This window comes from Faecalibacillus sp. TM498 (genome assembly GCF_020589955.1).
Classification (GTDB): Bacteria; Bacillota_I; Bacilli_A; order Erysipelotrichales; family Coprobacillaceae; genus Faecalibacillus; species Faecalibacillus intestinalis.
In genome coordinates, this window is the sequence record NZ_JAJDKB010000003.1 from 80,088 (window position 1) to 106,947 (window position 26,860).

The following is a 26,860-nucleotide window of genomic DNA, read 5'->3' on the forward strand; positions in this document are numbered from 1 at the left end:
TAATGAAAAATATTACGATTTTAGGTGTTACAGGTTCTATTGGTCAACAAACTGTTGATGTTTGCTTGCATCATCAAGATGAATTTAATGTTGTTGCAATGTCTGCGGGCAAAAATATTGTATTACTTGAAACAACAATTCAAAAAATCAATCCACAAGTTGTTTGTGTTATCGATGAAAAGGATTGTAACTATCTTCAAGAAAAATATCCACATATTCGTTTTGTTTTTGGTAGTGCTGGTTTAGATGAAATTGCAACAATTGATCAAGTTGATATTGTATTAAATGCAATTGTAGGTTTTGCAGGTTTGTTACCAACAATTCATGCTATTGAATCTAAAAAAGATATTGCTTTAGCTAATAAAGAAACACTTGTGGTTGCAGGACATATTATTACAAAATTAGTTAAAGAACATGGTGTAAAATTATTACCAGTAGATAGTGAACATTCAGCAATTTTCCAATCGCTTCAAGGAAATGAGATGAATAAAATCAAACGTATTTTATTAACAGCAAGTGGCGGAAGTTTTAGAGATAAAACAAGAGAAGAACTTGTAGGTGTTTCTGTTAAAGAAGCGTTGAATCATCCTAACTGGTCAATGGGGGCTAAAATTACGATTGATAGTGCTACTTTATTTAATAAGGGATTAGAGGTCATGGAAGCAAAATGGTTGTTTGATGTAGATTATGATCAAATTGAAGTCTTGATTCATCCAGAAAGTATTTTACATTCTGCTGTAGAGTTTGAAGATACTTCTGTCATTGGGCAAATGGGAACACCTGATATGCGTTTGGCTATTCAGTATGCGTTAACTTATCCACAAAGAAAAAAATTAGTTAATGGTAAATCTTTAGATTTAACACAACTTGGTTCGCTTACTTTTAAAAAGCCAGATTTCAATAGATTTCATGCGCTTTCTTTAGCATATCGTGCTGGAAAAACAGGTGGAAGCTTACCATGTGTTTTAAATGGTGCAAATGAAATGGCTAATCTTTTGTTTAGAGAAGGAAAAATTGAATTTTTACAAATAGAGGAATTAGTTGAAAAAGCTATGAATGCTCATGAGTTGGTTAAAGATCCAACTATTGATCAATTATTAGATATTGATCAATGGGCGAGAGATTTTGTTTTAAAGGAGATAAATGAAACATGCAGACGATTATAAATATTCTTGTCTTTTTTGTAATACTAGGAGCTATTGTATTAATCCATGAATTAGGACATTTTCTAACTGCTAAATTATTTGGTGTTTATTGTGCTGAATTTTCTATTGGAATGGGTCCTAAACTTTTTTCTAAGAAAAAAGGAGAAACAGATTATCAAATTCGTGCACTTCCTATTGGTGGTTATGTTGCAATGGCTGGTGAAGCTGATCAAGAAGACAGCGAATTAATGAAAGATGTTCCTTATGAAAGAACTCTAAAAGGAATTAAAACATGGAAAAAATGCATTATTATGTTAGCTGGTGTTTTTATGAATTTTGTACTTGCCCTTGTTTTATTAATAGGTATTTATTCGTTTGTTGAAGTACAAACAAATACTTCCGAAATTGGAAGTGTTGTTAAAAACAATGGTGCTTATAATGCTGGAGTTCAAGCTGGAGACACCATTAATAAAATCACAATTAATGGTGAAGAACATATCATTGCGTCATTTTCAGATATTCAATCTGTCTTATCTAATGAAAATTTGCAATTAGATACAGATACAGTTACAATGCAAATTTCCCTTAAAAGAGGGAATCAAAATATTGAAAAAACAGTTGAAGGAAAGTACAATAGTGAATCCAAGTCTTATGTCATTGGAATAACAGCGGCTACTAAAAAATTGACTTTTATTGAGGCTATAAGACAAGGAATTAATCAATTTATAGAATATGCATTATTGATTTTTACAACATTAGGAAAACTTATTACAGATTTAACACATACTGTTTCACAACTTTCTGGCCCAGTAGGAATTTATACAGTGACTGCACAAGTTACACAATCTGGTTCAATTAGTACATTGTTGTCATTGACTGCTTTACTATCAACAAATATTGGAATGTTTAATTTACTACCTATTCCAGGACTAGATGGTAGTCAAGTATTATTTGCATTAGTTGAAAAAATTATTCGTCGAGAAATTCCAACAAAAATGAAATATGCTTTACAAATGGCAGGACTAATTCTTGCTTTTGGCCTAATGATTTTTGCAACTATAAATGATATTGGAAAATTTTTCTAAAAAAAGGGCTTAAGCCTTTTTTTGTGTTATAATAGGTAAGATTTTTGAGGTGTAATATGAACAAATTAATAATACTATTAAAACAATTGAATATAATCGAAGATGTTAATGTTTTATTACATGCTTCATTGAAAAAAGTTATTGTACATCATGATAACCATTATACATTTTATATATTGAGTAAGGATTTGATTCCATTTACAGAGTATCAACTCTTACTTGATCATGGTCTTGATTTTCCTTACCCGGCTGAATTTGTAATTTGTTATGATGATTTTAATTTTGAGTCAAAAGATGTTTCACTTTATTTAGGGTATATTATTGAAAAACTAAAACAAATTTCACCATTATTTTCTTCGTTGAAAATCGAAGATATTGAAATTAAACAAACTATATCGATTGGTTTGTTAAATGAAATACAATTGGAACAATTCCAACAATTAAAATCAATAATTAAAAAGTATTTTGTGGAAATTGGAATAGAGAAAGATTTTAGTTTTTATGTTAAACAAGATAATGATGAATTAAATAATTTATTACAAGAAATGGACAGCTATGAACCAATGAAAATAGATATGTCCGAAATAAAAAAATCGGAACCAGTAAAATCAACTGTAGATTATAAAAATAATTATCGAAAACCAAAGGGTGATGCAACTTTTTTAAAGTTATCTGAAATTAACAGTCAAACGATGGAAAATAATTGTACGATTCAAGGGTATGTCTTTAAAACTGAATTAATCAAAACACGTGCAGGAAAACATATTCAAACATTATGGATCACTGACTATACGGATTCAATTATGGTAAAACGCTTTGAAAACAATACAACTAATACTTTAGAGGATATTAAAGTACTAGATAAAGGTAAAGTGTGGATCAAAGCAACAGGAGAAATTCGTTTAGATAATTATGCGAGAGAAACTGTTATGATGGCTCGCCAAATAGAAGTTATTAAAGAACCAGCAAGAAGGCAAGACACTGCGGAAGTTAAAAGAGTTGAACTTCATACACATTCTAAGATGTCAGCAATGGATGGAATAGGCAATGTTTCGGATTATATTAATCAAGTGGCCAAATGGGGACACAAAGCAATTGCAGTTACTGATCATGGAAACGTTCAATCATTTCCTGAAGCTCAAGCAGCTAGTTTAAAAGCGGGCATTAAGATGATCTATGGTGTTGAATTAAATATGATAGAACCTTATTTTAATATTGTTTTTAATGAAAAAGATATGTCTATTGAAGATGCCACATATGTATCATTTGACTTGGAAACAACTGGTTTTTCTGTTATCCATGATGGGATTACAGAATTTGGTGCAGTTAAAATTAAAAATGGTGAAGTGATTGATCGCTTACAAAGTTTTGTAAATCCTGGTAAAAAGATTGGAACACGTGTTTCTCAACTTACAAATATTACAAATGAAATGGTTGCTGATGCACCAACAATTAAAGAGTTTTTACCACAAATATTAGAATTCTTTGGTGATGCTATTTTAGTGGCTCACAATGCTAAATTTGACATTGGTTTTTTAAATGAAAGTTTAAAGAGGTTAAATCAAAAACCTATAACTAATCCGGTTATTGATTCTTTGGCATTAGCAAGAGCTATTATGAAACCAATGAAATCTTATCGTTTAGGAAATGTATGTCGTGTTTATCGTGTAAATTATGACGATGATGTAGCACATAGAGCTGATTATGATGCTGAAGTTTTAGGTGCTGTATTTACAACGATGTTACATTCTATTATGCAAAGTGGAAATTATAATTTACTTGATTTAAATAAATTACAAAAAGACGATGCTTATAAAATCGTTTTCCCATATCATATGACAGCACTTGCTTTGAACAAAGAAGGTTTAAAAAATATGTTTAAAATTGTTTCTGAAGCAAATACAACTTATTTCCATGATGGTTCTCGTATTCCAAAAGAAAGATTGGAATATTATCGTAAAGGATTGCTATATGGGACTAGCTGTTATCGTTCAGATGTTTTTGAAGCAGCTTTGAATTCTTCAGATGAAAAGTTGGAACAATTGTTAGAATTTTATGATTATGTGGAAATACAACCTTTTCAAGATTACTATCATTTAATTGATCGTGGACAAATTGAATCTGAAGAAAATTTAATTATTTCAATAAAACGTCTTATTACAGCAGCAAAAAAATTAAATAAACTTATTGTAGCTACTGGAGATGTCCATTTTTTAGATGAAAAGGATAAAATTTATCGAGATGTTTTTATATCACAACCCAAAATTGGGATTGGACATCGTGCTCACCCTTTATGTGACCGAAAAAATCCACGTGCATTTACACCATCTCAATATTTAAGAACAACAGATGAAATGTTAATATGTTATGATTATCTACCAGCGGATGAAGTATATGAATATGTTGTAACAAATACAAACAAAATCGCAGATATGGTTGAAGAAATTCGACCAATTCATGATAAATTATTTACACCAACAATTGATAATGCAGATGAAAATTTAACAAAGATTTGTTATGATACAGCACATCGACTTTATGGTGAAAAATTACCCGAAATTGTGGAAAAAAGATTAGAAAAAGAATTAAGTAATATCATTAAACATGGGTTTGGGGTTATTTATTATATTTCCCACTTACTAGTAAAAAAATCAAATGATGATGGTTATCTAGTAGGTTCCAGAGGTTCGGTAGGATCTTCATTCGTTGCAACAATGTCAGGAATTACAGAAGTAAATCCGTTACCACCACATTATCTATGTCTTCATTGTAGTCATAGTGAATTTTTAGAAGAAGGTGTTGCTGCTGATGGTTATGATTTACCTGATAAGATTTGCCCTGTATGTGGTAAACCTATGAAAGGTGAAGGACATAATATTCCGTTCGAAACTTTCTTAGGTTTCAATGCGGATAAAGTACCTGATATCGACTTAAATTTCTCGGGAGCGTATCAAGCAAATGCTCATGCATTTACTAAAACTATTTTTGGAGAAGATCATGTCTTTAGAGCAGGAACAATTTCTACAGTTGCTGAAAAAACAGCTTATGGTTATGCAAAAGGATATGCTGAAACATTAGGAATTGATAATGAAGTACGTAGTGCTGAACTTGAAAGAATTGCTCGAGGGTGTGGTGGCGTTAAACGTACGACCGGCCAACATCCAGGAGGAATTATTGTTATTCCTAGAGATTATGATGTTTTTGATTTCACGCCTTACCAATATCCAGCAGATGATTTATCTGCTGAATGGCGTACGACTCACTTTGATTTCCATGCTATTCATGATAACGTTTTGAAATTCGATATTTTAGGACACGTTGATCCGACCGTTATTCGTATGTTACAAGATTTAACAGGTGTTGATCCTAAAACAATTCCAACAAACGATACAAAAGTTATGTCACTTTTTACAACGAGTGATGCTTTAGGTGTTGATTTATCCTATATCAATTGCAAGAGTGGTGCTTTAGGATTACCTGAATTTGGTACAACCTTTGTACGTAGCATGTTAGATCAGACAAAACCACAAACTTTTAATGATTTAGTAATCATTTCGGGGCTTTCACATGGAACAGATGTTTATTTAGGTAATGCAGAGACGTTGATTAAAAATGGAACATGTACCTTAAAAGAAGTTATTGGATGTCGTGATGATATTATGGTTTATTTGATTGAAAAAGGCCTTCCTAATAAAGATGCTTTTGACATCATGGAATGTGTTCGTAAAGGAAAATCACCTGCAGTTTTCCCAGAAAAGAAATACGAAGAATTAATGAAAGAATACAATGTTCCTCAATGGTATATTGATTCATGTAAGAAAATTAAATACATGTTCCCTAAAGCCCATGCGGTAGCCTATGTTTTATCAGCTATTCGTGTAGCTTGGTGGAAATTATATTATCCAAGAGAATATTATGCAGTATATTTTTCCACAAGATGTGATTTTTTTGATATTGAAACATTAGTTGCTGGTAAAGATGCTATTCTTTCAAGAAGAAAAGAAATTGAAATGTTAAGGGAAAACAGACAATCTTCAAATAAGGATGAAGGATTGTGGGATGTGTTTGAAATTGCGTTAGAAATGATTGATCGAGGATTCCATTTTAGTCCTTTAAACTTAGAAAAGTCTGATGCCAATAAATTCATTTTAGATCCAGATGATCCAAGTGGCTTACTTCCACCGTTTAGTTCAGTTGATTCATTAGGTGAATCGGTAGCTAATACTGTTATTGAGGCACGTAAACATGGTTCTTTCTTATCTAAAGAAGACGTGATTAAAAGGACTAAATTGAACAATTCGCATATTAAACAACTAACAAAAATGGGTGTTTTTGATGGTATGCAAGAAGAAAATCAATTATCACTTTTCTAGTGACTTGATTATAAATGAAAAATGTGCTATATTACTTATAGTTTCATAAAGAGAAACGAGTGGGGGAACCCACTCTTTATTATTGAATGGGGTGAAAAAATGGAGTTATTGGAAAGTATTAAAGAAATGGTCTTACCTTTGATCGAACAAAATGATTGTTATTTAGATGATATTGAATATGTAAAAGATAATAATGAAATGTATTTACGTATTTATATCGAAAAAAATGAAGGGTATCTAGATATGGATACATGTGTTGCGGTAAGTGAGTTAATTAGTGATAAACTTGACGAAACTGATCCAATTAAAGATGAATACATTTTAGAAGTCTCTTCACCTGGAATTGAAAAACCATTAAAAACTTTTGAACAAGTTCAAAAATCTGTTGGTGAATATGTTTATGCAAAATTTAAAAATCCTAAAGCCGGATTATGTGAAGTTGAAGGATATTTAAAATCTGTTGATAATCAAGAATTAGAATTTGAATATCTTGTAAAAAATATAAAGAAAAAAATTGTTGTCAATTATGATAACATTCAATTTATACGATTAGCTGTAAAATTTTAGGAGGAAATAAAAGTGGCTAGTAACAGAAAATTTATGAGCGCCTTAAATGCTTTATGTGAAGAAAAAGGTATTGAAAAAGACGTGTTTTTAGAAATGTTAAAGGAATCAATTGCAAAAGCTTATAAAAAAAATTATATGGTTCCAGAAGCAAATGTACGTGTAGAAATTAATGAAAAAACTGGAAAAATTAGATTATTTGAAATTAGAACAGTTGTTGATGATTTAGAAGATGAAGATTTAGAAGTATCTTTAGATGAAGCACATGATATCAACCCAAATTATCAAGTGGGTGATATTGTAGAAACTGAAGCAGATGTAGATCATATTGGTCGTTTAGCAGCAATTCAAACAAAACAACTTTTCAGACAAAAAATACGCGAAACTGAAAAAGAAACATTATATAATGAATTTGCTGATAAAAAAGATGATATCATTACAGGTATTGTTGATCGTGTTGAACCTAAATTTGCTATTATCAATATTGGAAAAACTGGAGCATTTTTAGGACTAAATCAACAAATTCCTGGAGAAACATTACATGAAGGACAACATGTCAAAGTATATGTAAGTGACGTTGATCGTGGAACTAAAGGAACACATATCGTTGTAAGCAGAACAGAACCACAATTTGTAAGAAGATTATTTGAATTAGAAGTTCCTGAAGTTTATGATGGTACAGTTGAAATTAAATCTGTTTCTCGTGAACCTGGTGAAAGAAGTAAAATTGCTGTATACACTGCAGTTGAAGGATTAGATCCTATTGGTTCTTGTGTTGGACCTAAGGGTTCAAGAGTTAAAAACGTTGTTGATGAATTACATGGTGAAATGATTGATATCGTTGAATGGTCAAGTGACCCAGTTGTTTATATTTCACATGCATTATCACCTTCAGATGTGTTAACTGTTTCTGTTGATGAAGAAAAACATAGTGCGTTAGTTATTGTACCTGATGATCAATTATCATTAGCTATTGGTAAACGTGGTCAAAATGCTCGTTTAGCAGTAAGACTTACTGGATGGAAAATTGATATTAAATCATTATCTGAAGCAACTGAATTAGGGTTAATGGAACAAATTCAACAAAAAGAAGAATTACCTGTTGATGAAACATTCCAAGATGAATTTGCTCAAGAAATGCTAGATAACCAAGAAGAAAAAGAAACTGTTGTTGAAGAAAAAGAAAATATCGAAAATGAAGTTGAAGAAGTCACTTCAGAATCTGATGTAGAAGATTATGAAGATTATGATGATTATGAAGATGATGAATACAGTAAATATGATGAAGATATCGACTATGACGAATATGACAAATATTATGATGAAGATTAGGATGAGATAGAATGAGAAAAATTCCACTTAGAAAATGTCTTGCAACAAATGAACAATTACCTAAAAAAGAGTTAATTCGTGTTGTAAGAAATAAAGAAGGTCAAGTATTTGTAGATGCTACTGGTAAAATGAATGGACGAGGTGCTTATTTAAAAAGAAGCTTAGAAGCAATCGAAATTGCTAAAAAGAAAAAAGTTTTATCTCGTTCTTTACAAGTAGAAATTCCTGATGAAATTTTTGAGGAGTTAAAAAAATATTGTGATGAATAAAAAATATTTAAATTTATTAGGGCTTGCTAATGTTGCAAAGGGAATTGTTTCAGGAGAAACTTTGATAAAAAGTATCGCTGCAAATGAAACAAAACTTGTTGTTATTGCAAATGATGCTAGTGCTAATACTAAGAAAAAAATTACTGATAAATGTCATTTTTATCATGTTGATTATTTCATTGTTGATGAAAATATTGAAACCATTTCAAAAGCAGTTGGAAAAAATAATCGCGTTGCATTAGGTATTACAAATCAAGGGTTTGCGAAAAAAATAAAAGAATTGATAGGAGGTTGATTTTATGGCAAAACAATTTAAAAAGAAAAAAGGTTCTCAAAAGAAGAAACAATTACAATCAAACTTTCCTGCAAAGAAAGAAACATCAGTAATAAAAGATGGTGTGATTTCCTATGAAGAAGGAATTACAGTTGGTGAACTAGCTGAAAAGCTAGGACAAACACCTGCTAATGTTATAAAAGTATTATTTTTATTAGGAACTATGGTAACAATCAATTCATCATTAAATGATGAACAAGTTGAATTAATTTGTTTAGAATATGGTTGTGAATGTGAAAAACATGTTCCAGTAGATGAAGTTAATTTTGAAAATATTGAAGTTGTGGATGATGAAGCTGATTTACAACCAAGATGTCCAGTTGTAACAATTATGGGACATGTCGATCATGGAAAAACAACATTACTAGATACTATTAGAAAATCTGCAGTTGTTGATGGTGAATTTGGTGGTATTACTCAACATATTGGTGCTTATCAAGTAGAAGTAAACGGTAAAAAAGTTACATTTTTAGATACACCAGGTCATGAAGCTTTTACAGCAATGAGAGCACGTGGAGCACAAGTGACTGATATTGTTATTATCGTTGTTGCTGCTGATGATGGTGTGATGCCTCAAACAAAAGAAGCTATTGACCATGCAAAAGCTGCAGGAGTTCCTATCGTTGTTGCAATTAATAAGATTGATAAAGAAGGTGCTGATCCTGAAAGAATCAAAGCTGAAATGGCTGAAGAAGGATTATTACCTGAAGAATGGGGTGGAGATACTGTTTATTGTGAAATCTCTGCTAAAAAGAAAATTGGTATTGAAGAGTTATTAGAAACATTAACGGTTGTTGCTGAATTAGCTGATTTAAAAGCAAATCCTAATCGTTATGCATATGGTAGTGTTGTTGAGGGTAAACTTGATAAAGGTAGAGGAGCTGTTGCAACATTATTGGTTGAAAACGGAACTTTACGTGCAAGCGATCCAATCGTTGTTGGTGCTGCTTATGGTAGAGTAAGACAAATGTTAGACGATAAAGGACGTGTTATTAAAGAAGCATTACCAGGTACACCAGTAGAAATTACAGGTTTAAATGAAGTTCCTGTTGCCGGTGATAAATTTATGGTTTTCGAAACTGAAAAACAAGCACGTAGTGTTGGTGAAACACGTATGAAAGCTAAAATTGAAAAAGATCGTAATTCTGGAGCTGCTTTATCTCTTGATGATTTGTATTCTCAAATTAAAGAAGGTCAAATTATTGATTTAAACATTATTGTTAAAGCGGATGTACAAGGAACTGCAGAAGCTGTAAAAGCTTCATTAGAAAAAATCGATGTAGATGGTGTGCGTGTTAACGTTATTCGTTCAACCGTTGGTGCAATTTCTGAATCTGATGTTATTTTAGCAAGTGCCTCTCAAGCAATTATTTATGGTTTTAATGTAAGACCAGATGCAAAAGTTAGAAATAAAGCAGAAGAAGAAAATGTTGAAATTCGTCTTCATAATGTTATTTATAAAATGGTTGAAGAAATTGAAACTGCAATGAAAGGTATGTTAGCACCAGAATACCATGAAGTAATTACTGGTCAAGCAGAAATTAGACAAGTTATTAAAGCAAGTAAAGTAGGAAATATCGCAGGATGTTATGTTACCGATGGTTCAATTAAAAGAAACTGTGGTATTCGTTTGATTCGTGATGGTATTGTTGTATACGAAGGAAAACTTGCTTCACTTAGACGTTTTAAAGATGATGTTAAAGAAGTCAATGCTGGTTTTGAATGTGGTTTAAACATTGAAAACTATAATGATATTAAAGAAGGCGATATCATTGAAGGTTATGTTATGGAAGAAGTAGAAAAGAAATAGGAGTTGAGTCTTATGTCATTAAAAACAGATAGAATAAATACTCAAATTTTAAGAGAAGTTTCTTTGATTTTACAAAATGAAGTACGTGATAGAGATTTACGTATGTGTACAATTACTGCTGTTGAAACAACAAATGATTTATCTATTTCTAAAGTGTATGTTACTTTTTTAGGAAAAAATTATAATCAAGAAAAAGGAATGGAAGCATTAGAAAGATCTAAAGGATTCATTCGTAATTTACTTGCTAAAAAATTAAAAGTAAGAAAGTGTCCTGAATTACATTTTGTTTTAGATACTTCTTTAGAATATGGAAATAAAATTGAAAGTATTATTAATTCATTACATGAAAAAGATTAGAAATAATCTTTTTCTTTTTTTTAGAATTTATTTTATGATATAATGAAAATACTGATAGGAGGATTATTATGGTAGAATTATCTAATGATTTATTAACTGTTTCTTTACATCCAAAAGGAGCAGAAATTATTTCAATTAAAGGGAAAAAAGATCAATTGAATTATATGTGGAGAAGAGATGCATCTCAATGGGCAAACAGTGCACCTATTTTATTTCCAATTGTTGGAGCATTAAAAAATGATACATGTGTGATTAATGGTAAAGAGTATCATATGACACAACATGGTTTTGCAAGACACAATGAATTTGAAACAAACCAAGTTAGTGATACTGAGGTAATATTCTCATTAAAATCTAATGATGAAATTATAAAACAATATCCTTTCTTATTTGAATTAAATGTCACATATAAACTTGTTGAAAATAAATTAAAATGTCATATTGAAGTGAAAAATACGGATCATCAACCTATTTATTTCCAAGTTGGAGGACATCCTGCTTTTGCTTGTCCATTTATGGAAAATGAATCAAGCAACGATTATTATTTAGAATTTTCAGAAAATGAAACATGTAATCGAAAAATAATTGATGTTGAAAAAAGAGGTATGTCAAGAGTTGAAAAACCTTTCTTTGATAATGAAAAAAGATTTTTTGTTAGACAAGAGCTTTTTAATACAGATGCAATTGTTATTAAAAATTTTAAATCAGAAAATATTGCTCTTAAATCATTAAATCATGATAAATCAATTGTTTTTCATATGAATGGTTTTGATCATGTTGGACTTTGGGCCGCAAAACATGTTGGTGGATTAATTGCTATTGAACCATGGGTTGGACATGCTGATTATACTGATTTTAATGGTGAATTTAAAGAAAAAGAAAGTTGTGTTGAATTACCTGTTGGTAAAAATTTTGAAGTTGAATTTGCTGTAGAAATTAACCAATAATGACAATTTTTTTAATTTTTGTAGATTATACTTTGTTTATGAAAGTTAAACTTATAGAATGTACTCATGAATTAGACTTACAAGATGAAATTAATGATTTTCTTAAACTGGGATATCATATAATACGGATGCATTATTGTGTTGCAATGTGTTTTTCATCTGAATTAGAATACTCTTTTAGTTGTTTAATTGAATATGATGATAAAGGTCCTAAATAAAAGGACTTTTATTTTTGCATAGATTTTATATTATTGGTTAAAATAATTAACGGAGGTGAAACATATGGCAAAAGATGTAAGATGTTCAGTTACGACATGTGCATATCATGATTCTAATAATAAATGTTTGGCCAATGAGATTAAAGTTTCAAAATGTAATTGTAGTTCACCATGTGATGAGCAAGAAACAGAGTGCGGAACTTTTAAATTAAAATAGGATTATTTCCTATTTTAATTTTTTTTTATTGTCTCTATGTTATAATATAAAAGGTGATTATATGAAAAATAGATTAATTATTTTTTTATCTTTATTTATTTTATTAGGTTGTTCAAGTCAAAAAAATACAACATCTTATTCAAAAAAACAATATAATGAATATGTTAGTTATTATAATCGTTTAAAGATGTCTACTTCATTTGATGAAAGCTGTGATGATTGTTCAATTCAATTAGTTACTAATAAAATATCAAATAAAAAAATACGGTATGATATTATCATTAATAATCCTATTATTGAAATGAAAAATATTAAAGCAATTGCATTTATTGATAAAAAGGATAAAAATATTCCGAGTATTGGTTTATTAGAAAAGGATACTTTTTCATTAAAGCCTAATTATATTGATAAGAAGAATGGTTATTATAAAGGCATCAATTTATCAGGAACAACATCCAAAAACAAATTTGATGTTAAGCTCTATTTAACATATAACACAGAGGATAAACAAATAGAAAGGTATATTATTTTACATGGTAATGCGACTTGATAAATTATTAGCTCATTATGGTATCGGAACTAGAAAAGAAGTAAAAAATTATATTAGAAAAGGTTTTGTTACTGTTAATGGAAGTATTATAAAAAAGGATGATTTTAAAGTAGATTATGAAACAGATAAAATTATCTTTGATGGTGAGCTTATTACATATAAACCATATGTCTATATTATGCTTAATAAACCTGCTGGTTATGTTTCTGCTACAAAAGATAATGTTCATCCTACAGTTGTTGATTTGATTTATGGTTATGAACAGTATGATTTATTTCCAGTAGGAAGGTTAGATTTGGATACGGAGGGTTTATTATTACTAACAAATGATGGAGATTTTGCACATAAGTTATTAGCACCTAGTCGACATCATTCTAAATTGTACTATGCATGTGTCGAAGGAATAATGGATGAAAATGATATTTTAAAGTTTAAAGAAGGAATTACTATTGATCATTATAGATGTCAAAGTTCAAATTTATCCATTATAAAAACTGAAGATAATACATCTGAAGTATTAATTGAAATTTTTGAAGGAAAGTTTCATCAAGTGAAAAAAATGGTAGAAAGTGTCGGTAAAAAAGTAACTTATTTAAAAAGGTTACAGATGAAGAATTTAAAATTAGATACTTCTTTACAAATTGGAAAATTTAGAGAATTATCCGAAGATGAATTAGTCGACTTAATGAATGATTTGTGATACTATTTGTATAAAAAATAAGGAGGATTTTTTGTGAGATTAAGAAACAACCCAAAAGCTTATGAAATTATGAAAGAGAATGCTGATTTAGTTATCTTAAAGCCTGAAGAACATAAAGGTCATTATCATGATATATTTGAAATAAATCAGCCATTATATATAGAAATTGGAATGGGGAAAGGCGATTTTATTTATCAAAATGCTTTAAAACATCCAGAAAACAATTACATAGGGATTGAAAAATTTCCAAGTGTCTTAGCAGCAGCAATTAATAAAATTAATAAAAATCAATCATTGCCTAATTTAAAATTAATGCATTTTGATGCAATTGAATTAGAAAATGTTTTTGAAAATGGTGAAATTGATCATTTATTTTTAAATTTTAGTGATCCTTGGCCCAAAAAAAGACATGCAAAAAGACGTTTAACGTCTTCAGCGTTTTTAAATGTTTATCGTCGATTATTGAAAAAAGATGGTGTTATTGAATTTAAAACAGATAATCGAGGTCTATTTGAATATTCATTACAGTCAGTAACAGAAAATAATTATCATTTAGATTATGTTTCTTTAGATTTACATAATTCTCCAGAAGCAGATGATAATATTATGACAGAATATGAAAGAAAATTTTCAGTAAATGGACCTATTTATAAAATGATTATTAGTGATTGTAAGGAGTAAAAAAATGGATCAATTAATTGAAATAAACTCATTAGAAGAATATGAAAAAGCTATTCAAACAAAATCAATCATCTTATTTACAGCTTCTTGGTGTCCTGATTGTATGTTTATCAAACCTTTTATAGGTAATGTTGTAAAAAAATATCCAAATTTTACATTTTATAGTATTAATAGAGATTATTTTATTGATTTATGTCAAGATTTAGATATTTTAGGAATACCTTCTTTTGTCAGCTATGAAAATGGACAAGAGACAGGTCGCTTTGTAAGTAAATTAAGAAAAACGCAAGAAGAAATAGAAACATTTATACAATCAATAAAATAAAGTGTATTGAAGGAAGGAGTTATTATGTTTAAACATTTTTTTAAAAAATCAAACGATGATGATATTTTTGAAACTGTAGACCCAATTGTTGAACAAAGAAGAAATGAAAAGTTTTCTAAACCACTTATTTATGACGAAGAATTTAAAAAAGAAAAAGTTACTAAAAAAAGTGAAGGTCAACAAGTACCAAAAGAAACTACTTCCAAAAATGTTAAAAAGGTTGAAAAAAAAGTAGAAAAGAAAGAAGAACCCGAAATTAAGAAAAATTATGAAATGATGGATATCATTTCTCCAATGTTTGGAATGCATGAAGAAAAAAAAGAAATAGTTAAAACAGTTAAGAAAAATTCAGTAAAAAAACCAAAGAAAAAAGATAATTCACTTGTTCAAGTAATATCTCCGTATTATGGTAATTTTGAAGAAAAAGAAGAAACAGATAGTGAAGCTGTTCTTACTGCTGTTGAAGATTCAAAAGATTTTCAAGATGAAACAAATACTGATGCTGAAAAAACAATAGAACCCGAAATCGTTGAAGAAGAAAAGCTTCCAACAGTTGAAGATAATTTAAGAAATATTGCTAAAATTGTTGAAGAAGAACAAGATCAACTTAAAATTATTGAGGAACGAACAGGGGAGTTTAAACTTGATTTTGGTCAAAAAAAATCAGAGGAACAAAATTCTTTAATTGATGAAATTGATGACAATATGTCTTTGGATGAATTGATGAGTCTGTATGAAAAGAAATTTAAGGATTAGTGATGATTAAAGGAATTGGTGTAGATATTTGTGATTTAAGAAGATTAAATCATTTGGATCAACTTGCAAAGAAAATTTTACATGTAGATGAATTTTCTTTGTATTTATCAAAAGGTAATGATAAAGCAAAAAGAGAATTTGTGGGTGGTAGATTTGCAGTCAAAGAGGCATTTGTAAAAGCAGCAGGTTATAAATCATTTAAGGAGATATGCTGTTTAAATGATGAAAATGGTAAACCCTATATTAAAGATGAGCCTTGTCATGTTTCTATTTCTCATGAAAATCATTATGCAGTTGCCTTTGTTGTTATTGAAAATAATGACCCTAATCAATAAAGTATAGAGTAATAAAACATTAATAAATATATCTTAGGATATATTTATTAATGTTTTTTATTTGTTTTTTAGTCGTTTAAATAGACCTTTTAGTCGATTTAGCATGATTATTTTTTTATAAGAACTATGATAATACTAAGGAGGATCGTTTATGTTAAATTCAATTTCTTTAGTAGGGAAAATAGTAAAAAATGTATATCATGTTGAAAACATGGCTTTTATTGACATTGAGGTTAAAAGACCATTTCCTGAGGAGATAGGAAAAGAAAAATTTGATGTTTTTTCTATTGCTTTGTGGAAGGGGCTAGAAGACATGATGTCTGATGTTACTCAAATTGGAATGATTATTGCTGTTAGAGGGCGTTTAATAGCTAATAAATTTACAATGGCTAATTATGATTTTAAAGAAGTGATTATATATGGAGAAATCATTGAAATTTTAAACAAATATTTTTAAATAAATAAATTGTCATTTATATTGTTTTTTGATAAAATCTATTATTGAAAGTCGGTGAAAATAAATGACAATTAATCAAGATAAAATAAGAAATTTTTCAATCATAGCGCATATTGATCATGGGAAAAGTACTTTAGCGGATCGTATTTTAGAAATGACCGGTGCGGTTTCAAATAGAGAGATGAAGGCTCAACTATTAGACAGCATGGAGTTAGAACGTGAAAGAGGCATTACAATCAAATTGAATGCTGTTCAACTTCAATACAAAGCAAAAGATGGAAATACCTATCTTTTACATCTTATTGATACTCCTGGCCATGTCGATTTTACTTATGAAGTATCTCGTTCATTAGCTGCATGTGAAGGAGCAGTGTTAGTTGTAGATGCAGCACAAGGTGTGGAAGCACAAACATTGGCAAATGTCTATTTGGCTTTAGATAATGATTTGGAAATTTTACCAGTTATAAATAAGGTAGATTTACCTAGTGCAAACCCTGAACATGTTATTCAAGAAATCGAAGATGTTATTGGATTGCCTGCAGACCATGCACCTCGTATCTCGGCTAAAAGTGGCTTAAACGTTGAAGATGTGTTAGAGATGATTGTTAAAGAGGTTCCTGCACCAAGTGGGAATATTAATCATCCTACTCAAGCACTTATTTTTGATTCATTTTATGATAGCTATAGAGGTGTTGTTGTATTCGTTAGAATTAAAGAAGGATCTATAAAGGTTGGAGATACAATTAAATTTATGGCTACAGGAGCTACTTACGAAGTAACTGAATTAGGTGTAAGAACTCCTGCGGAAGTTAAAAAAGATAAATTAGTTTGTGGGGAAGTTGGATGGATATCAGCTTCTATTAAATCTATTCAAAATGTTCATGTAGGGGATACAATAACAACTTTAGAAAATGAAAGTCATGATCAATTGCCAGGGTATAGAAAGTTAAATCCTATGGTTTATTGTGGATTATATCCAGTTGATAATTCTAAGTATAAAAATTTACGAGAAGCATTGGAAAAAATACAACTTAGTGATTCGTCTCTTGTCTTTGAACCAGAAACATCGCAAGCATTGGGATTTGGTTTTAGATGCGGTTTTTTAGGATTATTACACATGGATGTTATTCAAGAAAGATTAGAAAGAGAGTTTGATTTAGAACTTATTGCTACTGCACCATCTGTTATTTATAAAGTATTTTTAACAGATAAAACAATGGTTGAAATTGACAATCCTGCAATGATGCCATCTCCACAAGTAATAAATTATATTGAAGAGCCTTATGTAAAAGCTTCAATTATGACTCCAAATGAGTATATTGGATCTATCATGGAACTATGTCAATCAAAACGAGGAGAATATGTTGATATAGATTATATTGATGAAACACGTCGTAATATTATTTATAATATTCCTTTATCAGAAATTGTTTATGATTTCTTTGATAAATTGAAATCTAGTACAAAGGGATACGCCTCATTTGATTATGAATTAATAGGATATCGAGAAAGTAAATTGCAAAAAATGGATATTTTATTAAATGGTGATGTTGTAGATGCTTTATCATCTATTGTTCATAAAGATTTTGCTTATTCAAGAGGAAAAGTAATTTGTGAAAAATTAAAAGAAATTATTCCAAAACAAATGTTTGAAGTTCCTGTACAAGCAGCATTACAAGGTAAGATCATTGCAAGAACTACAATTAAGGCAATGCGTAAAAACGTCCTTGCTAAATGTTATGGTGGAGATATTTCGCGTAAAAAGAAACTTCTAGAAAAACAAAAGGAAGGTAAAAAGAGAATGAAGGCAGTAGGAAGTGTTGAAATTCCACAAGAAGCTTTCATGGCAATATTATCAGTTGATGATGAATAAATAGCAGCAATCGCTGCTATTTTAAATATGTTAAATATGTTAAATAAATTTATATTATCGATTAATTCAAATTTACTAATAATCTAAAGTATAATATAATTGTTCAAGGAAGGAGGAAAAATATGCCAAAGTTTTTTAACAAAAAAACTGCTACTGTAAGATTTCATGGATTTAATGAAGAAAAGAAATATCAAAATAGTAAATCTGATATAATTGTATCTAAAAGATTAATTGAACTAATTGCTGTGACACTTGTTTTAATTTTTATTTTAATTATTAGATTGGCTTATGTACAATTAACTCAAGCTGATACATTAGAAGTCAAACTGGAAACTTATGGAAGTACAACATATACAAATGATGCACCGCGTGGAGAAATCTATGATCGTAATTATACAAAAATCATGGGTAATCAAAATGTTATTTGTGTTGATTATTACGCACCTAAAAAAATTACAAATAAAGAAATTACGTATATTGCAAAATTTTTAAGTGAAAAAATTACAATTGACTTTTCTAAAAATAACGTTAATAACATTACTGAAAGAAATATAAAAGATTATTTTATTATTGCTCATGAAAAATTAGCAGAATCTTTGTTAAGTGACAAAGAGTTAAAAAAATTAAAAACAGAAAACCCTGATGATGCTGATTATTCTAAGGCAAAAACCAATTTGATTGTTTCTAAATTATCTATGGAATATATATATCAAAATATGACACAAGATGAAATAGAACAAACACGTTTTGAATATTTAATGAAACGATGTAAAACAGGTTCTGTAACTTTAGTAGAAGGGATTACAGTCGAAGAAGCTAGTGTTATAGGAGAAAATACAAATATTTTAAAAGGTATTCAAATAAGTAGTGGGTGGTCTCGTCAATCAATGGTGAATGGTCAACTTGGCGCGTTGATTGGAAAATTAACAACTAAAAGACAAGGATTGCCTACGGAATTAAAAACAGAATTACTTGCAAAAGGGTATACTGGTAATTCACGAGTCGGTACAAGTGGTTTAGAAAAACAATATGAAGATATTTTAAAAGCATCAAATTCATCATATTCTGTTAAATATAATAGTAATGGTGATCCTATTATCACAAACAATGTTAATGGTGAAAAAGGAGATAACATTCGCTTATCTATTGATTTAGAGTTACAATCTTTTGCTGATGAACTTATTACTAATGAATTAACGACATGTAATAGCTTTAATACTTATTTCAATAAAATGTATTTTGTAATGATGAATCCTAATAATGGAGAAATTTTAGTTATGTCAGCTAAAGAAATTAACAAAGAAACTGGCGAGGTCAAAGATATTTCTACAGGTAACTTTTTAGAAGCGGTAGAAATTGGTTCTACTTCAAAAGCGGGTACATTATATACAGGATTTAAAGAAAATATCATTGTTCCTAATACTTATTTTGTAGATGAGCCGCTTTGGTTTAAAGGTTCTACAAAAGCTAAACAATCATGGAAAACAATGGGAAACATTAATGAAATAGATGCGCTTGCTTGGTCATCAAATGTTTATATGTTTAGAATTGCTATGAAGTTAGCTGGTGTTGAATATGTACCTCATGGCGCTTTAAATGTTGATCTCAATCGTTTTGTCAAAACTCTCTCTACTATCAGAAGGGATTTTGGTGAATTAGGTTTAGGTGTTAAAACTGGATTGGATGTTCCAAATGAAAGTGACGGATATAAAGGAAGAGATACTGCCCCTGGGCATTTATTAGATGCATGTATCGGACAATATGACACATATACTCCAATTCAATTGGCACAATATACATGTACCCTTGCTAATATGGGTAAAAAAGTTCAACCTCATTTCCTTATTGAATCATTTAAAAGTGATGGAGAAGGAAATAGATACACAACTTATAAATTCAAAACAAATATTCAAGATGATGTTTCTTCACAGGCAGATGCATTTAAACAAATAAAAGCTGGAATGCGCGCATGTGTTACAAGAACAGATGGAACATCACATACGTATTGGTCAGAAAAGCCATATGCTGTTTATTGTAAGACAGGAACAGCTGAAAAATATGATGGTAATTCAAATGTTGACCACCCAAACCATCTACAAATTGGTTATATTTCAGCAACAGAAGATAGTAAACCATTAGTTGCATTTGCTAGTATTGCATTTAGAGAAGATCGTTCTTCATCGGGCGCTGATTCATCTGCACCAATTATTGCACATCAAGTTGTTGATAAATATGTAGAAAAATATGGTTTAAATTAAAAAAATGCTAGTATTTCATTAATTAATATGTTATTATATCTAAGAAAGTTTTAGTGATGCGGAGGTGTAATCATGAGAGATAATATCATTTTAAAATGTACAGAATGTGGAGAAGAAAATTATATCAACACTAAAAATAAAAGAAATCATCCAGATAGAATGGAAGTAAATAAATATTGCCCTAGATGCAATAAAAAAACTGTACACAAAGAAAAAAAATAAGCTTAGGCTTATTTTTTTATTGGAGAATATTTTATGGAAAGATTAATTATTAAAAAATTTGTACTTGGAATAATGTCAACAAATTGTTATTTGATAGAAAATAATAATCATTCGATTCTAATTGATCCAGGGGATAAGGCTGAGCTACTTATAAATTATTTAACACAAAATAATTTACAATTAACTGCTATCTTATTAACACATGGTCACTTTGATCATATTGGAGCTATAGATGAATTAGTAGAAAAATATAATTGCCCTGTTTATATTCATCAAGATGATTATGAAATGATTTACAATGATCAATTAAATTTATCTAACTATTACGGTGAATTAAAAATTAAATCTAAAGTAACAGCTGTTGATAAGGATATAGATATTGGTGACTTTCATTTTGAATTTTTACATTTGCCAGGACATACAATTGGTTCATGCTTTATCATCTTAAAAAATTACCATGTTATTTTTTCAGGAGATGTTTTGTTTAAAAATGGAATTGGTAGATTTGATTTTCCAACATCATCTTCAACAGACACAAGAAATAGTATAAAAAAAATTAAAGAAATAAAAGCTGATTATGAAATATATCCTGGACACGGTGAATTGACAACTTTAATACAAGAAAAATTAAATAATCCATATCTTCAGTAGAATAACAATTTATTCTACTTTTTTTATAACATTTTTTTCTTTATCCAATTCAAGATAAAATGTGATATTGAGTTTATATCGATCATTTTTTAATCTTGTTTCTATTAAAAAATAATCTCCCATATCATCAACAGTATACGAAATTGTGTAATTTTCAAGTTCTAAATAATTACTTAATAAAATGCTATTTTGATTTTCGTATTTATAATTTGCAATAAGTATATTTTTAAGTAGTCTTATATCATTCGTTTGTTTCATAGATTGAAAACCTTGACTATTTAGAATTGTCAAATGACATAATGAAAATATATTAAGAGAAAGCATGAGCAATAAAATAAGGGTGATTTGTAGAACATTTCCGTTATTCTTCTTTTTTTTCATAATCACTACCTACAATAAATTGATATTCTTTATTATTACTCATTAAATTTATTTTGATAAATCCATTCGTATTTTCAAAATATACAGAATCAATGTCATGATATAAAATATGGTGTCCAGGTGTAATAACGAGTCGTTTGTTTTGTAGTATTATTTTATGAGAATCGTCATTTTCATCGAGAAAACTTAAACTATCACCATATTCTATATTTTTAGCCGTTATAAGTTCATTACTAAGTGAAAATATTGCATTTTCTAGCGATGTATCGATATATTTTGATTGATTAGAAATTTTTAAAACTTTCACTAGTAATGAACAGTTTAAAACAATAAGTAATGTGATAGATAAACTCAATAATACTTCTACTAATGTAAAGCCTTTTTTAGACATGTCTCTATTCCTTCATCTAAATTAAGTGTATATTCTATTTGTTGTTTCTCTGACTGATAAGTTTCGTATTCTTGATTGACTTTGATGTTTGTTTTTGAATTTGTTACATATAAAGACACTAATAGAATAATAACAGTAGTAAAGATACTAAAAGCAAAAAGACTTTCAATCAAAGTAAAACCTTTTTTATTTAAACTCATAATCACCCGCTCCAAGATGAAAAATAAGGGTATATTTCTTTTTGGGTGCAATGAGATCAATATGATTTGCTTGATTTATATTGCCATCTTTATTGAAATATATTTCTTTAATATTATTGAAAAAATAATTATTAGGTAAAACTACTTTGTATTTTTTTTGATGATCAATAAAAGATATTTCTTGTTTTGATACAATTAAGCTAACTTTTTCATGACTAATTATTGCCTTACTTTTAGCCTGATTAATAATCATTCCTATTTGTTTTTTTACACATTCATCCGTTATATAAATTGTTTTTGTATTCATAAAAGGGAATGAAAGTACTGACAATGTTAATATAATAGATATTACTAACAACATTTCAATCAAAGTAAATCCTTTATTTTGAAACATAGGCTTCACCATCACTTATTCTTATGGCAAGTCCTGAAGGACAAACAGCTTGTTTTTCCTTTAAATAAGGATGGCTGCCAGAAGTTAATTGAGACATACTAGTTGGTAATTCTCCATGCTCGATTTCGTACAAAATGATTTGTGAGTTAACAACTTCAATTTGTGCATCACAACTTTTTTCTTTTACTAAACGATTTTTACTTGTAACATTTGGAATAACAAGCAGTAAAATAACTAGTATTACAGAAATACAAAAAATCATTTCAATGAGTGTAAAACCTTTTTTATTAGAATTCATAATCCTTATAATCCTCCTTTTTATAAATTTGAGACAACATTCATCATAGGAATTATTATTGAAACATACACAACAATTACAAATGTAGCAACAAAACCATAAATCAATGGAACTATGATTTTTATAAATTTAGAAACAAATTGATTTAATTGCATAAATGTAAGTTGGATATAATTTTCTAAACTTTGGTTTTCATGACTATTTTGAATAATAGATATAAATTTTTTAAAATCATCTGAAAAATAAGGAAAATCATTAACTGCTAAATTAAAATCATGACCATTTATAATTAAACGATAAAGTTCATAAACAATCATTTTAATATCACTATCAGTTATTTTATCATATAAAGTTTCAATAATGGATGTTGTATCATAGTGCTGTATGAGTAATTCATTATAATAAATTGCAAACTTTAACGAATAATACTTACAAATCAATTTTTTAATAAAGTGTGTGTGATTAATCAAAAAATCTATCTGATTGAATTTTTGTTTTGCAATGCTTTGATAGATAAATATCATTAAAATAATATTTATTATAGTAATTAGTGTTAAAAAAACAGGAATTGCATGTAATAATACAAATAGACATTGAATAATAAATGATTTTTGAATATCAAAATCGTTAAATAAAATTTCAACCTGTGGTAATAAGTAAAAAACAGTAAAAATAGAAAAAACAAATAAGAAAATAAGCAATATAATTGGATATGCCAATTTTTTTAAAAAAGTATTTTTATACTCATCTCTTTTTTTGCAAATTTCAATTGACTTTTTTAATGCAGTTTCTAATGTGAATTCATTTTTAAAAAATGAATAATATTCTTTAAATAGAGTAGGAAAGGGAAGCATTATAAAAATTTCGTCAAGAGAAAAACCTTGATTTAAATAGTTCTTTATTTCCTTTACTTCTTTTTCATAGTTAAGCAAACTGCAAAAATCAAGCGTTTCTTGTAATGAATATCCTTGATTAAAGAAAAAAATAAGTAGATCAATAAAATTAAGTAATTTATTTTTCATTTAAAACACCTACATTTTTTAATGTGCATGCAGCTTTCGAAAAATCATAGTAATCTATTTTCTTTCGATCAAAATATTTTAATAAGTTTTTTTGATCAATGTATTCACTTAAAATAAATACTTCTTTTTTATCGTTAAAACGCATTTTTTGTGTCATGATACCAAGAAGAACATCTTCTAAATCAAGAGATGAAATGTTTAAGTTTTCTAATCTTTTAATCGTATTTATACAATTACTTGCATGAATAGTTGTTAGTACAAGATGTCCAGTTAAAGCACATGTAAGTGCTAATTGAGCTGTCTTTTCATCACGTACTTCACCGACCATTATGACATCTGGGTCATGTCTTAATATTTGTTTTAACGATTCATGATAGCTGATACCTTTTCTGTCATCAATTTCAATTTGCAAACAATAATCTTTATTGATTTCAATAGGATCCTCTAGTGTAATAATATTTTTTTTATACATCTTATTAATTGCATCTAAAATAGCATATAATGTTGTAGATTTCCCAGAACCAGTTGCACCACTTATTACAAATAATCCGCTATCCTTTTGGACAATCTGTTTTAAAAATTGATAAACATGAATATCTTTACTAATATTTTCTAATGATAATTTTTGATGATTATTTAGGATACGAATAACAATGGAATCCATATCTTTTCCAATAAGTGAGGAAATTCTTAAGTTATATTTTTTATTATTTAAAACATACACATAATGTCCTGTTTGAGGTTTACGGTAATAATTTAAATCAATTTTAGAAATGAAACGAATATAATTCATTAATTGAATAATATTTGTTTTTTCATAGGTTTCATAAGTAAGTAGTTCCCCACAAATCCTAAATTTAATCATTCCTTTCTCTGTACATTGTAAATGAATATCACTTACATTTTTTTTAATAGCTTGATAAATAATCTGTTCAAATAGTTCCTCCATAAAAATCCTCCTATTATTATATAGACAATTTATTCTTAAATTTCTTTTTTTTAAGTTGATTTTTTTCAAAAAATATAAATAGTAAGAATATCGATTGTAAAAATAAAAAAACTATTCCATTCATAATAATTTTTTGTTACAATCAACAAGGATATTATTAAAAAGGAGATTATTATGATTAACGTTAGTGATTTAAAACCAGGTGTTACTTTTCAAATGGATGGAAATTTATTTGTAGTATTAGATTATTCTCATAATAAAACTGCCAGAGCAGCAGCAAATATTAAAGTTAAAATGAAAAACTTACGTACTGGATCTACTACTGAAATGACATTCGGTGGAAATGATAAAGTAAAAAGAGCACAAATCGATAAAAAAGAAATGCAATACTTGTATAATACAGGGGATGCATTTGTATTTATGGATGGAGAAACATATGAACAAATTGAAATTCCAGCTGAAAATTTAGAATGGGAAAAGAATTTCTTAAAAGAAAGTGATACAGCAACGATTAGAAGTTTTGAAGGTGAAGTATTAGGTGTACAATTACCTGATAAAGTTACTTTACAAATTACTGAAGCAGAACAAGCGGTTAAAGGAGATACAGCAACTGGAGCAACAAAAAATGCTGTTTTAGAAACTGGATTCCAAATCAAAGTCCCTTTATTTATTAATGAAGGAGAAATGGTCGTTATTTCAACTGCTGAAGGAAAATATTCAGGCAGAGCTTAGCACTAGGACAAAACCTAGTGTTTTTTCATATTCTAAAACGTGATTGCATACAGTAGGTAATGAGGGGATGTTCATGAATAAACAAGCTATAACATTTTTATCATTATTTACATTGATTCTTGTTTTATCAATTTATTATTTATTAGTACCACCAATTGATCAAGGTGACACGGTCTCAAAAAAATCATTAAGTAGAATAGAAATTTTGCAAAGTGAACTCAATAAAAATCATGAAAATAAAATTAATGACAATAATACGGTAATTGCCTCTTCAAAAGCATCTGAAAAAGAAATTTCAACAGCACTTACTTCTAATGAAAAAACAAAAGCAATTATAAAAAATGAAAAAGATATCTGTCAGTTATTAACTGATAAAGGGTATAAAGAATGTTTTTGTGAGATTGATGGTGGACACATGAAAGTAGTTGTAAAATTAAAAGATGCAACTTCGAAAGATGCTAATAAAATCATCAAGCTTATTCATAATAAATATAATGGATATATCATTGAAGTTAAATTTGTTGAAGACTAATGATACTTCTAACTTGAATAATCAATGATTTTTAGATAAAATAAAGTATAGAGATATAAAGGAGTAATTTTATGGAATACTATACAGTAGAAAAGAAAAATAATTTAGGTGAACAATATATTGAATTATCTGTTTTTCAAGCAATTACTAATCATGAAGTGAGTAAAATAAACGGGATTGATTTTGATGGTGGAAAAAATTCTGTAAATATTGAAATCAATGATCATAATCAAGTAATCATCGGTATTGACATTGTCATTGATTATGGGCTTAATGTTGGAAAAGTTGTTAGTGAAATTCAAAATGAAGTTGTAAATGCTATTGATAGATATATTGGCTTTAGAAATGTTAAAGTGAATGTTAATGTCAATAAAATTAAATTCTAGGGATTGTCTAGCAATTCCTTTTTTATTGTGTTTATTTATTTAATTTCGTAAGAAACCTGGCTTTGGTATCCAGCATTAAAATATAGTGATAGTAAAAAAGCAGTAGGAATTCAAGA

The 26,860-nt window shown here is 28.6% G+C and carries 33 protein-coding genes; 26 read left to right on the forward strand and 7 right to left on the reverse strand.

The genetic code is table 11. The features are described from left to right. Positions 1-2 precede the first annotated feature (2 nt). From LJD32_RS02000 to LJD32_RS02110, 23 genes are all read left to right on the forward strand, one after another. A complete protein-coding gene (locus LJD32_RS02000; RefSeq protein WP_119363406.1) occupies positions 3-1,166 on the forward strand; it encodes a 1-deoxy-D-xylulose-5-phosphate reductoisomerase in 1,164 nt (387 codons plus the stop codon). Then, positions 1,151-2,230 (forward strand): M50 family metallopeptidase, encoded by a 1,080-nt coding sequence (locus LJD32_RS02005; protein ID WP_227391650.1) that lies wholly within the window; start codon positions 1,151-1,153, stop codon positions 2,228-2,230. Before LJD32_RS02000 ends, LJD32_RS02005 begins: the two co-directional genes overlap by 16 nt. A 56-nt stretch (positions 2,231-2,286) precedes the next feature. Beyond that, entirely contained in the window at positions 2,287-6,603 is a 4,317-nt protein-coding gene (locus LJD32_RS02010) for a PolC-type DNA polymerase III (protein ID WP_227391651.1), read from the forward strand. Positions 6,604-6,702: 99 nt separating this feature from the next. Next, positions 6,703-7,170, forward strand: a complete 468-nt coding sequence (rimP, locus tag LJD32_RS02015; RefSeq protein WP_227391652.1) for a ribosome maturation factor RimP — start codon at positions 6,703-6,705, stop codon at positions 7,168-7,170. Positions 7,171-7,203: 33 nt separating this feature from the next. Continuing rightward, positions 7,204-8,499, forward strand: coding sequence for a transcription termination factor NusA (gene nusA / locus LJD32_RS02020; RefSeq protein WP_227391660.1), 1,296 nt, complete (start codon positions 7,204-7,206; stop codon positions 8,497-8,499). Positions 8,500-8,510: 11 nt separating this feature from the next. Continuing rightward, a complete protein-coding gene (gene rnpM / locus LJD32_RS02025) occupies positions 8,511-8,768 on the forward strand; it encodes an RNase P modulator RnpM (RefSeq protein WP_022001534.1) in 258 nt (85 codons plus the stop codon). Then, the gene (locus tag LJD32_RS02030; protein WP_032090086.1) at positions 8,761-9,063 is read left to right on the forward strand and encodes a L7Ae/L30e/S12e/Gadd45 family ribosomal protein; all 303 of its coding nucleotides are present in this window, start codon (positions 8,761-8,763) and stop codon (positions 9,061-9,063) included. Before rnpM ends, LJD32_RS02030 begins: the two co-directional genes overlap by 8 nt. Positions 9,064-9,067: 4 nt before the next feature. Then, complete coding sequence (gene infB / locus LJD32_RS02035) at positions 9,068-10,912, forward strand: translation initiation factor IF-2 (RefSeq protein WP_032090085.1); 1,845 nt, start codon at positions 9,068-9,070, stop codon at positions 10,910-10,912. A gap of 12 nt (positions 10,913-10,924) precedes the next feature. Further along, positions 10,925-11,269 carry a 30S ribosome-binding factor RbfA gene (gene rbfA / locus LJD32_RS02040; protein WP_022001537.1) on the forward strand — a complete coding sequence of 115 codons (345 nt, stop codon included), beginning with the start codon at positions 10,925-10,927 and terminating at the stop codon, positions 11,267-11,269. 68 nt (positions 11,270-11,337) lie between these two features. Continuing rightward, the gene (locus tag LJD32_RS02045) at positions 11,338-12,216 is read left to right on the forward strand and encodes an aldose 1-epimerase family protein (protein WP_032090084.1); all 879 of its coding nucleotides are present in this window, start codon (positions 11,338-11,340) and stop codon (positions 12,214-12,216) included. Positions 12,217-12,254: 38 nt separating this feature from the next. Next, on the forward strand, positions 12,255-12,434 hold the full coding sequence (locus LJD32_RS02050) for a sporulation protein Cse60 (protein WP_032090270.1): 180 nt from the start codon (positions 12,255-12,257) through the stop codon (positions 12,432-12,434). 64 nt (positions 12,435-12,498) lie between these two features. Beyond that, positions 12,499-12,651, forward strand: coding sequence for a DUF1540 domain-containing protein (locus LJD32_RS02055; protein ID WP_022001540.1), 153 nt, complete (start codon positions 12,499-12,501; stop codon positions 12,649-12,651). Positions 12,652-12,712: 61 nt separating this feature from the next. Beyond that, positions 12,713-13,201, forward strand: coding sequence for a hypothetical protein (locus LJD32_RS02060; protein ID WP_032090083.1), 489 nt, complete (start codon positions 12,713-12,715; stop codon positions 13,199-13,201). Further along, positions 13,185-13,901, forward strand: a complete 717-nt coding sequence (locus LJD32_RS02065) for a pseudouridine synthase (RefSeq protein WP_081918920.1) — start codon at positions 13,185-13,187, stop codon at positions 13,899-13,901. Before LJD32_RS02060 ends, LJD32_RS02065 begins: the two co-directional genes overlap by 17 nt. 33 nt (positions 13,902-13,934) lie before the next feature. Continuing rightward, positions 13,935-14,582, forward strand: a complete 648-nt coding sequence (gene trmB, locus LJD32_RS02070) for a tRNA (guanosine(46)-N7)-methyltransferase TrmB (RefSeq protein ID WP_032090082.1) — start codon at positions 13,935-13,937, stop codon at positions 14,580-14,582. A 4-nt stretch (positions 14,583-14,586) separates the two neighbouring features. Then, positions 14,587-14,907, forward strand: a complete 321-nt coding sequence (locus LJD32_RS02075) for a thioredoxin family protein (protein ID WP_147580250.1) — start codon at positions 14,587-14,589, stop codon at positions 14,905-14,907. Positions 14,908-14,931: 24 nt separating this feature from the next. Next, positions 14,932-15,663 (forward strand): hypothetical protein, encoded by a 732-nt coding sequence (locus LJD32_RS02080; RefSeq protein WP_032090081.1) that lies wholly within the window; start codon positions 14,932-14,934, stop codon positions 15,661-15,663. Between the two features lie 2 nt (positions 15,664-15,665). Then, positions 15,666-15,998: a holo-ACP synthase gene (gene acpS, locus LJD32_RS02085; RefSeq protein ID WP_119363397.1), complete on the forward strand. Its 333-nt coding sequence runs from the start codon at positions 15,666-15,668 to the stop codon at positions 15,996-15,998. A gap of 151 nt (positions 15,999-16,149) precedes the next feature. Continuing rightward, on the forward strand, positions 16,150-16,455 hold the full coding sequence (locus tag LJD32_RS02090; protein ID WP_227391654.1) for a hypothetical protein: 306 nt from the start codon (positions 16,150-16,152) through the stop codon (positions 16,453-16,455). 64 nt (positions 16,456-16,519) lie between these two features. Next, positions 16,520-18,328: a translation elongation factor 4 gene (gene lepA, locus LJD32_RS02095; protein ID WP_117346891.1), complete on the forward strand. Its 1,809-nt coding sequence runs from the start codon at positions 16,520-16,522 to the stop codon at positions 18,326-18,328. A 122-nt stretch (positions 18,329-18,450) separates the two neighbouring features. Then, entirely contained in the window at positions 18,451-20,586 is a 2,136-nt protein-coding gene (locus LJD32_RS02100; RefSeq protein ID WP_032090077.1) for a penicillin-binding transpeptidase domain-containing protein, read from the forward strand. A 72-nt stretch (positions 20,587-20,658) separates the two neighbouring features. Then, the gene (rpmG, locus tag LJD32_RS02105; protein WP_022001550.1) at positions 20,659-20,808 is read left to right on the forward strand and encodes a 50S ribosomal protein L33; all 150 of its coding nucleotides are present in this window, start codon (positions 20,659-20,661) and stop codon (positions 20,806-20,808) included. A 33-nt stretch (positions 20,809-20,841) separates the two neighbouring features. Continuing rightward, on the forward strand, positions 20,842-21,459 hold the full coding sequence (locus tag LJD32_RS02110) for an MBL fold metallo-hydrolase (RefSeq protein WP_227391655.1): 618 nt from the start codon (positions 20,842-20,844) through the stop codon (positions 21,457-21,459). A gap of 9 nt (positions 21,460-21,468) precedes the next feature. On the opposite strand, the gene LJD32_RS02115 is transcribed toward LJD32_RS02110, so the two are convergent. The 7 genes from LJD32_RS02115 to LJD32_RS02145 are packed head-to-tail and all read right to left on the reverse strand — an operon-like array spanning position 21,469 to position 25,094. After that, positions 21,469-21,840 carry a hypothetical protein gene (locus LJD32_RS02115; RefSeq protein ID WP_022001552.1) on the reverse strand — a complete coding sequence of 124 codons (372 nt, stop codon included), beginning with the start codon at positions 21,838-21,840 and terminating at the stop codon, positions 21,469-21,471. Next, on the reverse strand, positions 21,821-22,231 hold the full coding sequence (locus LJD32_RS02120; protein ID WP_022001553.1) for a prepilin-type N-terminal cleavage/methylation domain-containing protein: 411 nt from the start codon (positions 22,229-22,231) through the stop codon (positions 21,821-21,823). The genes LJD32_RS02115 and LJD32_RS02120 overlap by 20 nt, the downstream gene beginning before the upstream one ends. Continuing rightward, a complete protein-coding gene (locus LJD32_RS02125) occupies positions 22,207-22,431 on the reverse strand; it encodes a type II secretion system protein (protein WP_032090073.1) in 225 nt (74 codons plus the stop codon). The genes LJD32_RS02120 and LJD32_RS02125 overlap by 25 nt, the downstream gene beginning before the upstream one ends. Next, the gene (gene comGD / locus LJD32_RS02130; RefSeq protein ID WP_227391656.1) at positions 22,418-22,825 is read right to left on the reverse strand and encodes a competence type IV pilus minor pilin ComGD; all 408 of its coding nucleotides are present in this window, start codon (positions 22,823-22,825) and stop codon (positions 22,418-22,420) included. Before comGD ends, LJD32_RS02125 begins: the two co-directional genes overlap by 14 nt. Beyond that, positions 22,812-23,123 (reverse strand): competence type IV pilus major pilin ComGC, encoded by a 312-nt coding sequence (gene comGC, locus LJD32_RS02135; RefSeq protein WP_022001556.1) that lies wholly within the window; start codon positions 23,121-23,123, stop codon positions 22,812-22,814. Before comGC ends, comGD begins: the two co-directional genes overlap by 14 nt. A gap of 20 nt (positions 23,124-23,143) precedes the next feature. Then, on the reverse strand, positions 23,144-24,145 hold the full coding sequence (locus LJD32_RS02140) for a type II secretion system F family protein (RefSeq protein ID WP_175300906.1): 1,002 nt from the start codon (positions 24,143-24,145) through the stop codon (positions 23,144-23,146). Then, on the reverse strand, positions 24,135-25,094 hold the full coding sequence (locus LJD32_RS02145; protein ID WP_227391657.1) for an ATPase, T2SS/T4P/T4SS family: 960 nt from the start codon (positions 25,092-25,094) through the stop codon (positions 24,135-24,137). Before LJD32_RS02145 ends, LJD32_RS02140 begins: the two co-directional genes overlap by 11 nt. A 174-nt stretch (positions 25,095-25,268) precedes the next feature. Between LJD32_RS02145 and efp the strand changes: the two genes are divergently transcribed. The 3 genes from efp (at position 25,269) to LJD32_RS02160 (ending at position 26,744) form a co-directional block, all read left to right on the forward strand. Further along, complete coding sequence (gene efp / locus LJD32_RS02150) at positions 25,269-25,826, forward strand: elongation factor P (protein WP_022001559.1); 558 nt, start codon at positions 25,269-25,271, stop codon at positions 25,824-25,826. 73 nt (positions 25,827-25,899) lie between these two features. Continuing rightward, positions 25,900-26,358, forward strand: a complete 459-nt coding sequence (locus tag LJD32_RS02155) for a SpoIIIAH-like family protein (RefSeq protein ID WP_227391658.1) — start codon at positions 25,900-25,902, stop codon at positions 26,356-26,358. A 71-nt stretch (positions 26,359-26,429) separates the two neighbouring features. Beyond that, positions 26,430-26,744, forward strand: a complete 315-nt coding sequence (locus LJD32_RS02160; protein WP_022001561.1) for an Asp23/Gls24 family envelope stress response protein — start codon at positions 26,430-26,432, stop codon at positions 26,742-26,744. Positions 26,745-26,860 lie beyond the last annotated feature (116 nt).

Coding starts and splice junctions, on each gene's coding strand:
- acpS (WP_119363397.1), top strand. CDS start 15,666: ATGATTAAAGGAATTGGTGTAGATATTTGTGATTTAAGAAGATTAAAT.
- rnpM (WP_022001534.1), top strand. CDS start 8,511: ATGAGAAAAATTCCACTTAGAAAATGTCTTGCAACAAATGAACAATTA.
- LJD32_RS02010 (WP_227391651.1), top strand. CDS start 2,287: ATGAACAAATTAATAATACTATTAAAACAATTGAATATAATCGAAGAT.
- efp (WP_022001559.1), top strand. CDS start 25,269: ATGATTAACGTTAGTGATTTAAAACCAGGTGTTACTTTTCAAATGGAT.
- comGD (WP_227391656.1), bottom strand. CDS start 22,825: ATGTTTCAAAATAAAGGATTTACTTTGATTGAAATGTTGTTAGTAATA.
- LJD32_RS02045 (WP_032090084.1), top strand. CDS start 11,338: ATGGTAGAATTATCTAATGATTTATTAACTGTTTCTTTACATCCAAAA.
- LJD32_RS02030 (WP_032090086.1), top strand. CDS start 8,761: ATGAATAAAAAATATTTAAATTTATTAGGGCTTGCTAATGTTGCAAAG.
- LJD32_RS02080 (WP_032090081.1), top strand. CDS start 14,932: ATGTTTAAACATTTTTTTAAAAAATCAAACGATGATGATATTTTTGAA.
- LJD32_RS02075 (WP_147580250.1), top strand. CDS start 14,587: ATGGATCAATTAATTGAAATAAACTCATTAGAAGAATATGAAAAAGCT.
- LJD32_RS02125 (WP_032090073.1), bottom strand. CDS start 22,431: ATGAGTTTAAATAAAAAAGGTTTTACTTTGATTGAAAGTCTTTTTGCT.
- LJD32_RS02160 (WP_022001561.1), top strand. CDS start 26,430: ATGGAATACTATACAGTAGAAAAGAAAAATAATTTAGGTGAACAATAT.
- LJD32_RS02000 (WP_119363406.1), top strand. CDS start 3: ATGAAAAATATTACGATTTTAGGTGTTACAGGTTCTATTGGTCAACAA.
- LJD32_RS02110 (WP_227391655.1), top strand. CDS start 20,842: ATGGAAAGATTAATTATTAAAAAATTTGTACTTGGAATAATGTCAACA.
- infB (WP_032090085.1), top strand. CDS start 9,068: ATGGCAAAACAATTTAAAAAGAAAAAAGGTTCTCAAAAGAAGAAACAA.
- rimP (WP_227391652.1), top strand. CDS start 6,703: ATGGAGTTATTGGAAAGTATTAAAGAAATGGTCTTACCTTTGATCGAA.
- LJD32_RS02120 (WP_022001553.1), bottom strand. CDS start 22,231: ATGTCTAAAAAAGGCTTTACATTAGTAGAAGTATTATTGAGTTTATCT.
- LJD32_RS02050 (WP_032090270.1), top strand. CDS start 12,255: ATGAAAGTTAAACTTATAGAATGTACTCATGAATTAGACTTACAAGAT.
- LJD32_RS02090 (WP_227391654.1), top strand. CDS start 16,150: ATGTTAAATTCAATTTCTTTAGTAGGGAAAATAGTAAAAAATGTATAT.
- LJD32_RS02115 (WP_022001552.1), bottom strand. CDS start 21,840: ATGAAAAAAAAGAAGAATAACGGAAATGTTCTACAAATCACCCTTATT.
- comGC (WP_022001556.1), bottom strand. CDS start 23,123: ATGAATTCTAATAAAAAAGGTTTTACACTCATTGAAATGATTTTTTGT.
- LJD32_RS02065 (WP_081918920.1), top strand. CDS start 13,185: ATGGTAATGCGACTTGATAAATTATTAGCTCATTATGGTATCGGAACT.
- LJD32_RS02145 (WP_227391657.1), bottom strand. CDS start 25,094: ATGGAGGAACTATTTGAACAGATTATTTATCAAGCTATTAAAAAAAAT.
- LJD32_RS02100 (WP_032090077.1), top strand. CDS start 18,451: ATGCCAAAGTTTTTTAACAAAAAAACTGCTACTGTAAGATTTCATGGA.
- LJD32_RS02140 (WP_175300906.1), bottom strand. CDS start 24,145: ATGAAAAATAAATTACTTAATTTTATTGATCTACTTATTTTTTTCTTT.
- LJD32_RS02055 (WP_022001540.1), top strand. CDS start 12,499: ATGGCAAAAGATGTAAGATGTTCAGTTACGACATGTGCATATCATGAT.
- LJD32_RS02005 (WP_227391650.1), top strand. CDS start 1,151: ATGCAGACGATTATAAATATTCTTGTCTTTTTTGTAATACTAGGAGCT.
- rpmG (WP_022001550.1), top strand. CDS start 20,659: ATGAGAGATAATATCATTTTAAAATGTACAGAATGTGGAGAAGAAAAT.
- LJD32_RS02060 (WP_032090083.1), top strand. CDS start 12,713: ATGAAAAATAGATTAATTATTTTTTTATCTTTATTTATTTTATTAGGT.
- LJD32_RS02155 (WP_227391658.1), top strand. CDS start 25,900: ATGAATAAACAAGCTATAACATTTTTATCATTATTTACATTGATTCTT.
- nusA (WP_227391660.1), top strand. CDS start 7,204: ATGAGCGCCTTAAATGCTTTATGTGAAGAAAAAGGTATTGAAAAAGAC.
- lepA (WP_117346891.1), top strand. CDS start 16,520: ATGACAATTAATCAAGATAAAATAAGAAATTTTTCAATCATAGCGCAT.
- rbfA (WP_022001537.1), top strand. CDS start 10,925: ATGTCATTAAAAACAGATAGAATAAATACTCAAATTTTAAGAGAAGTT.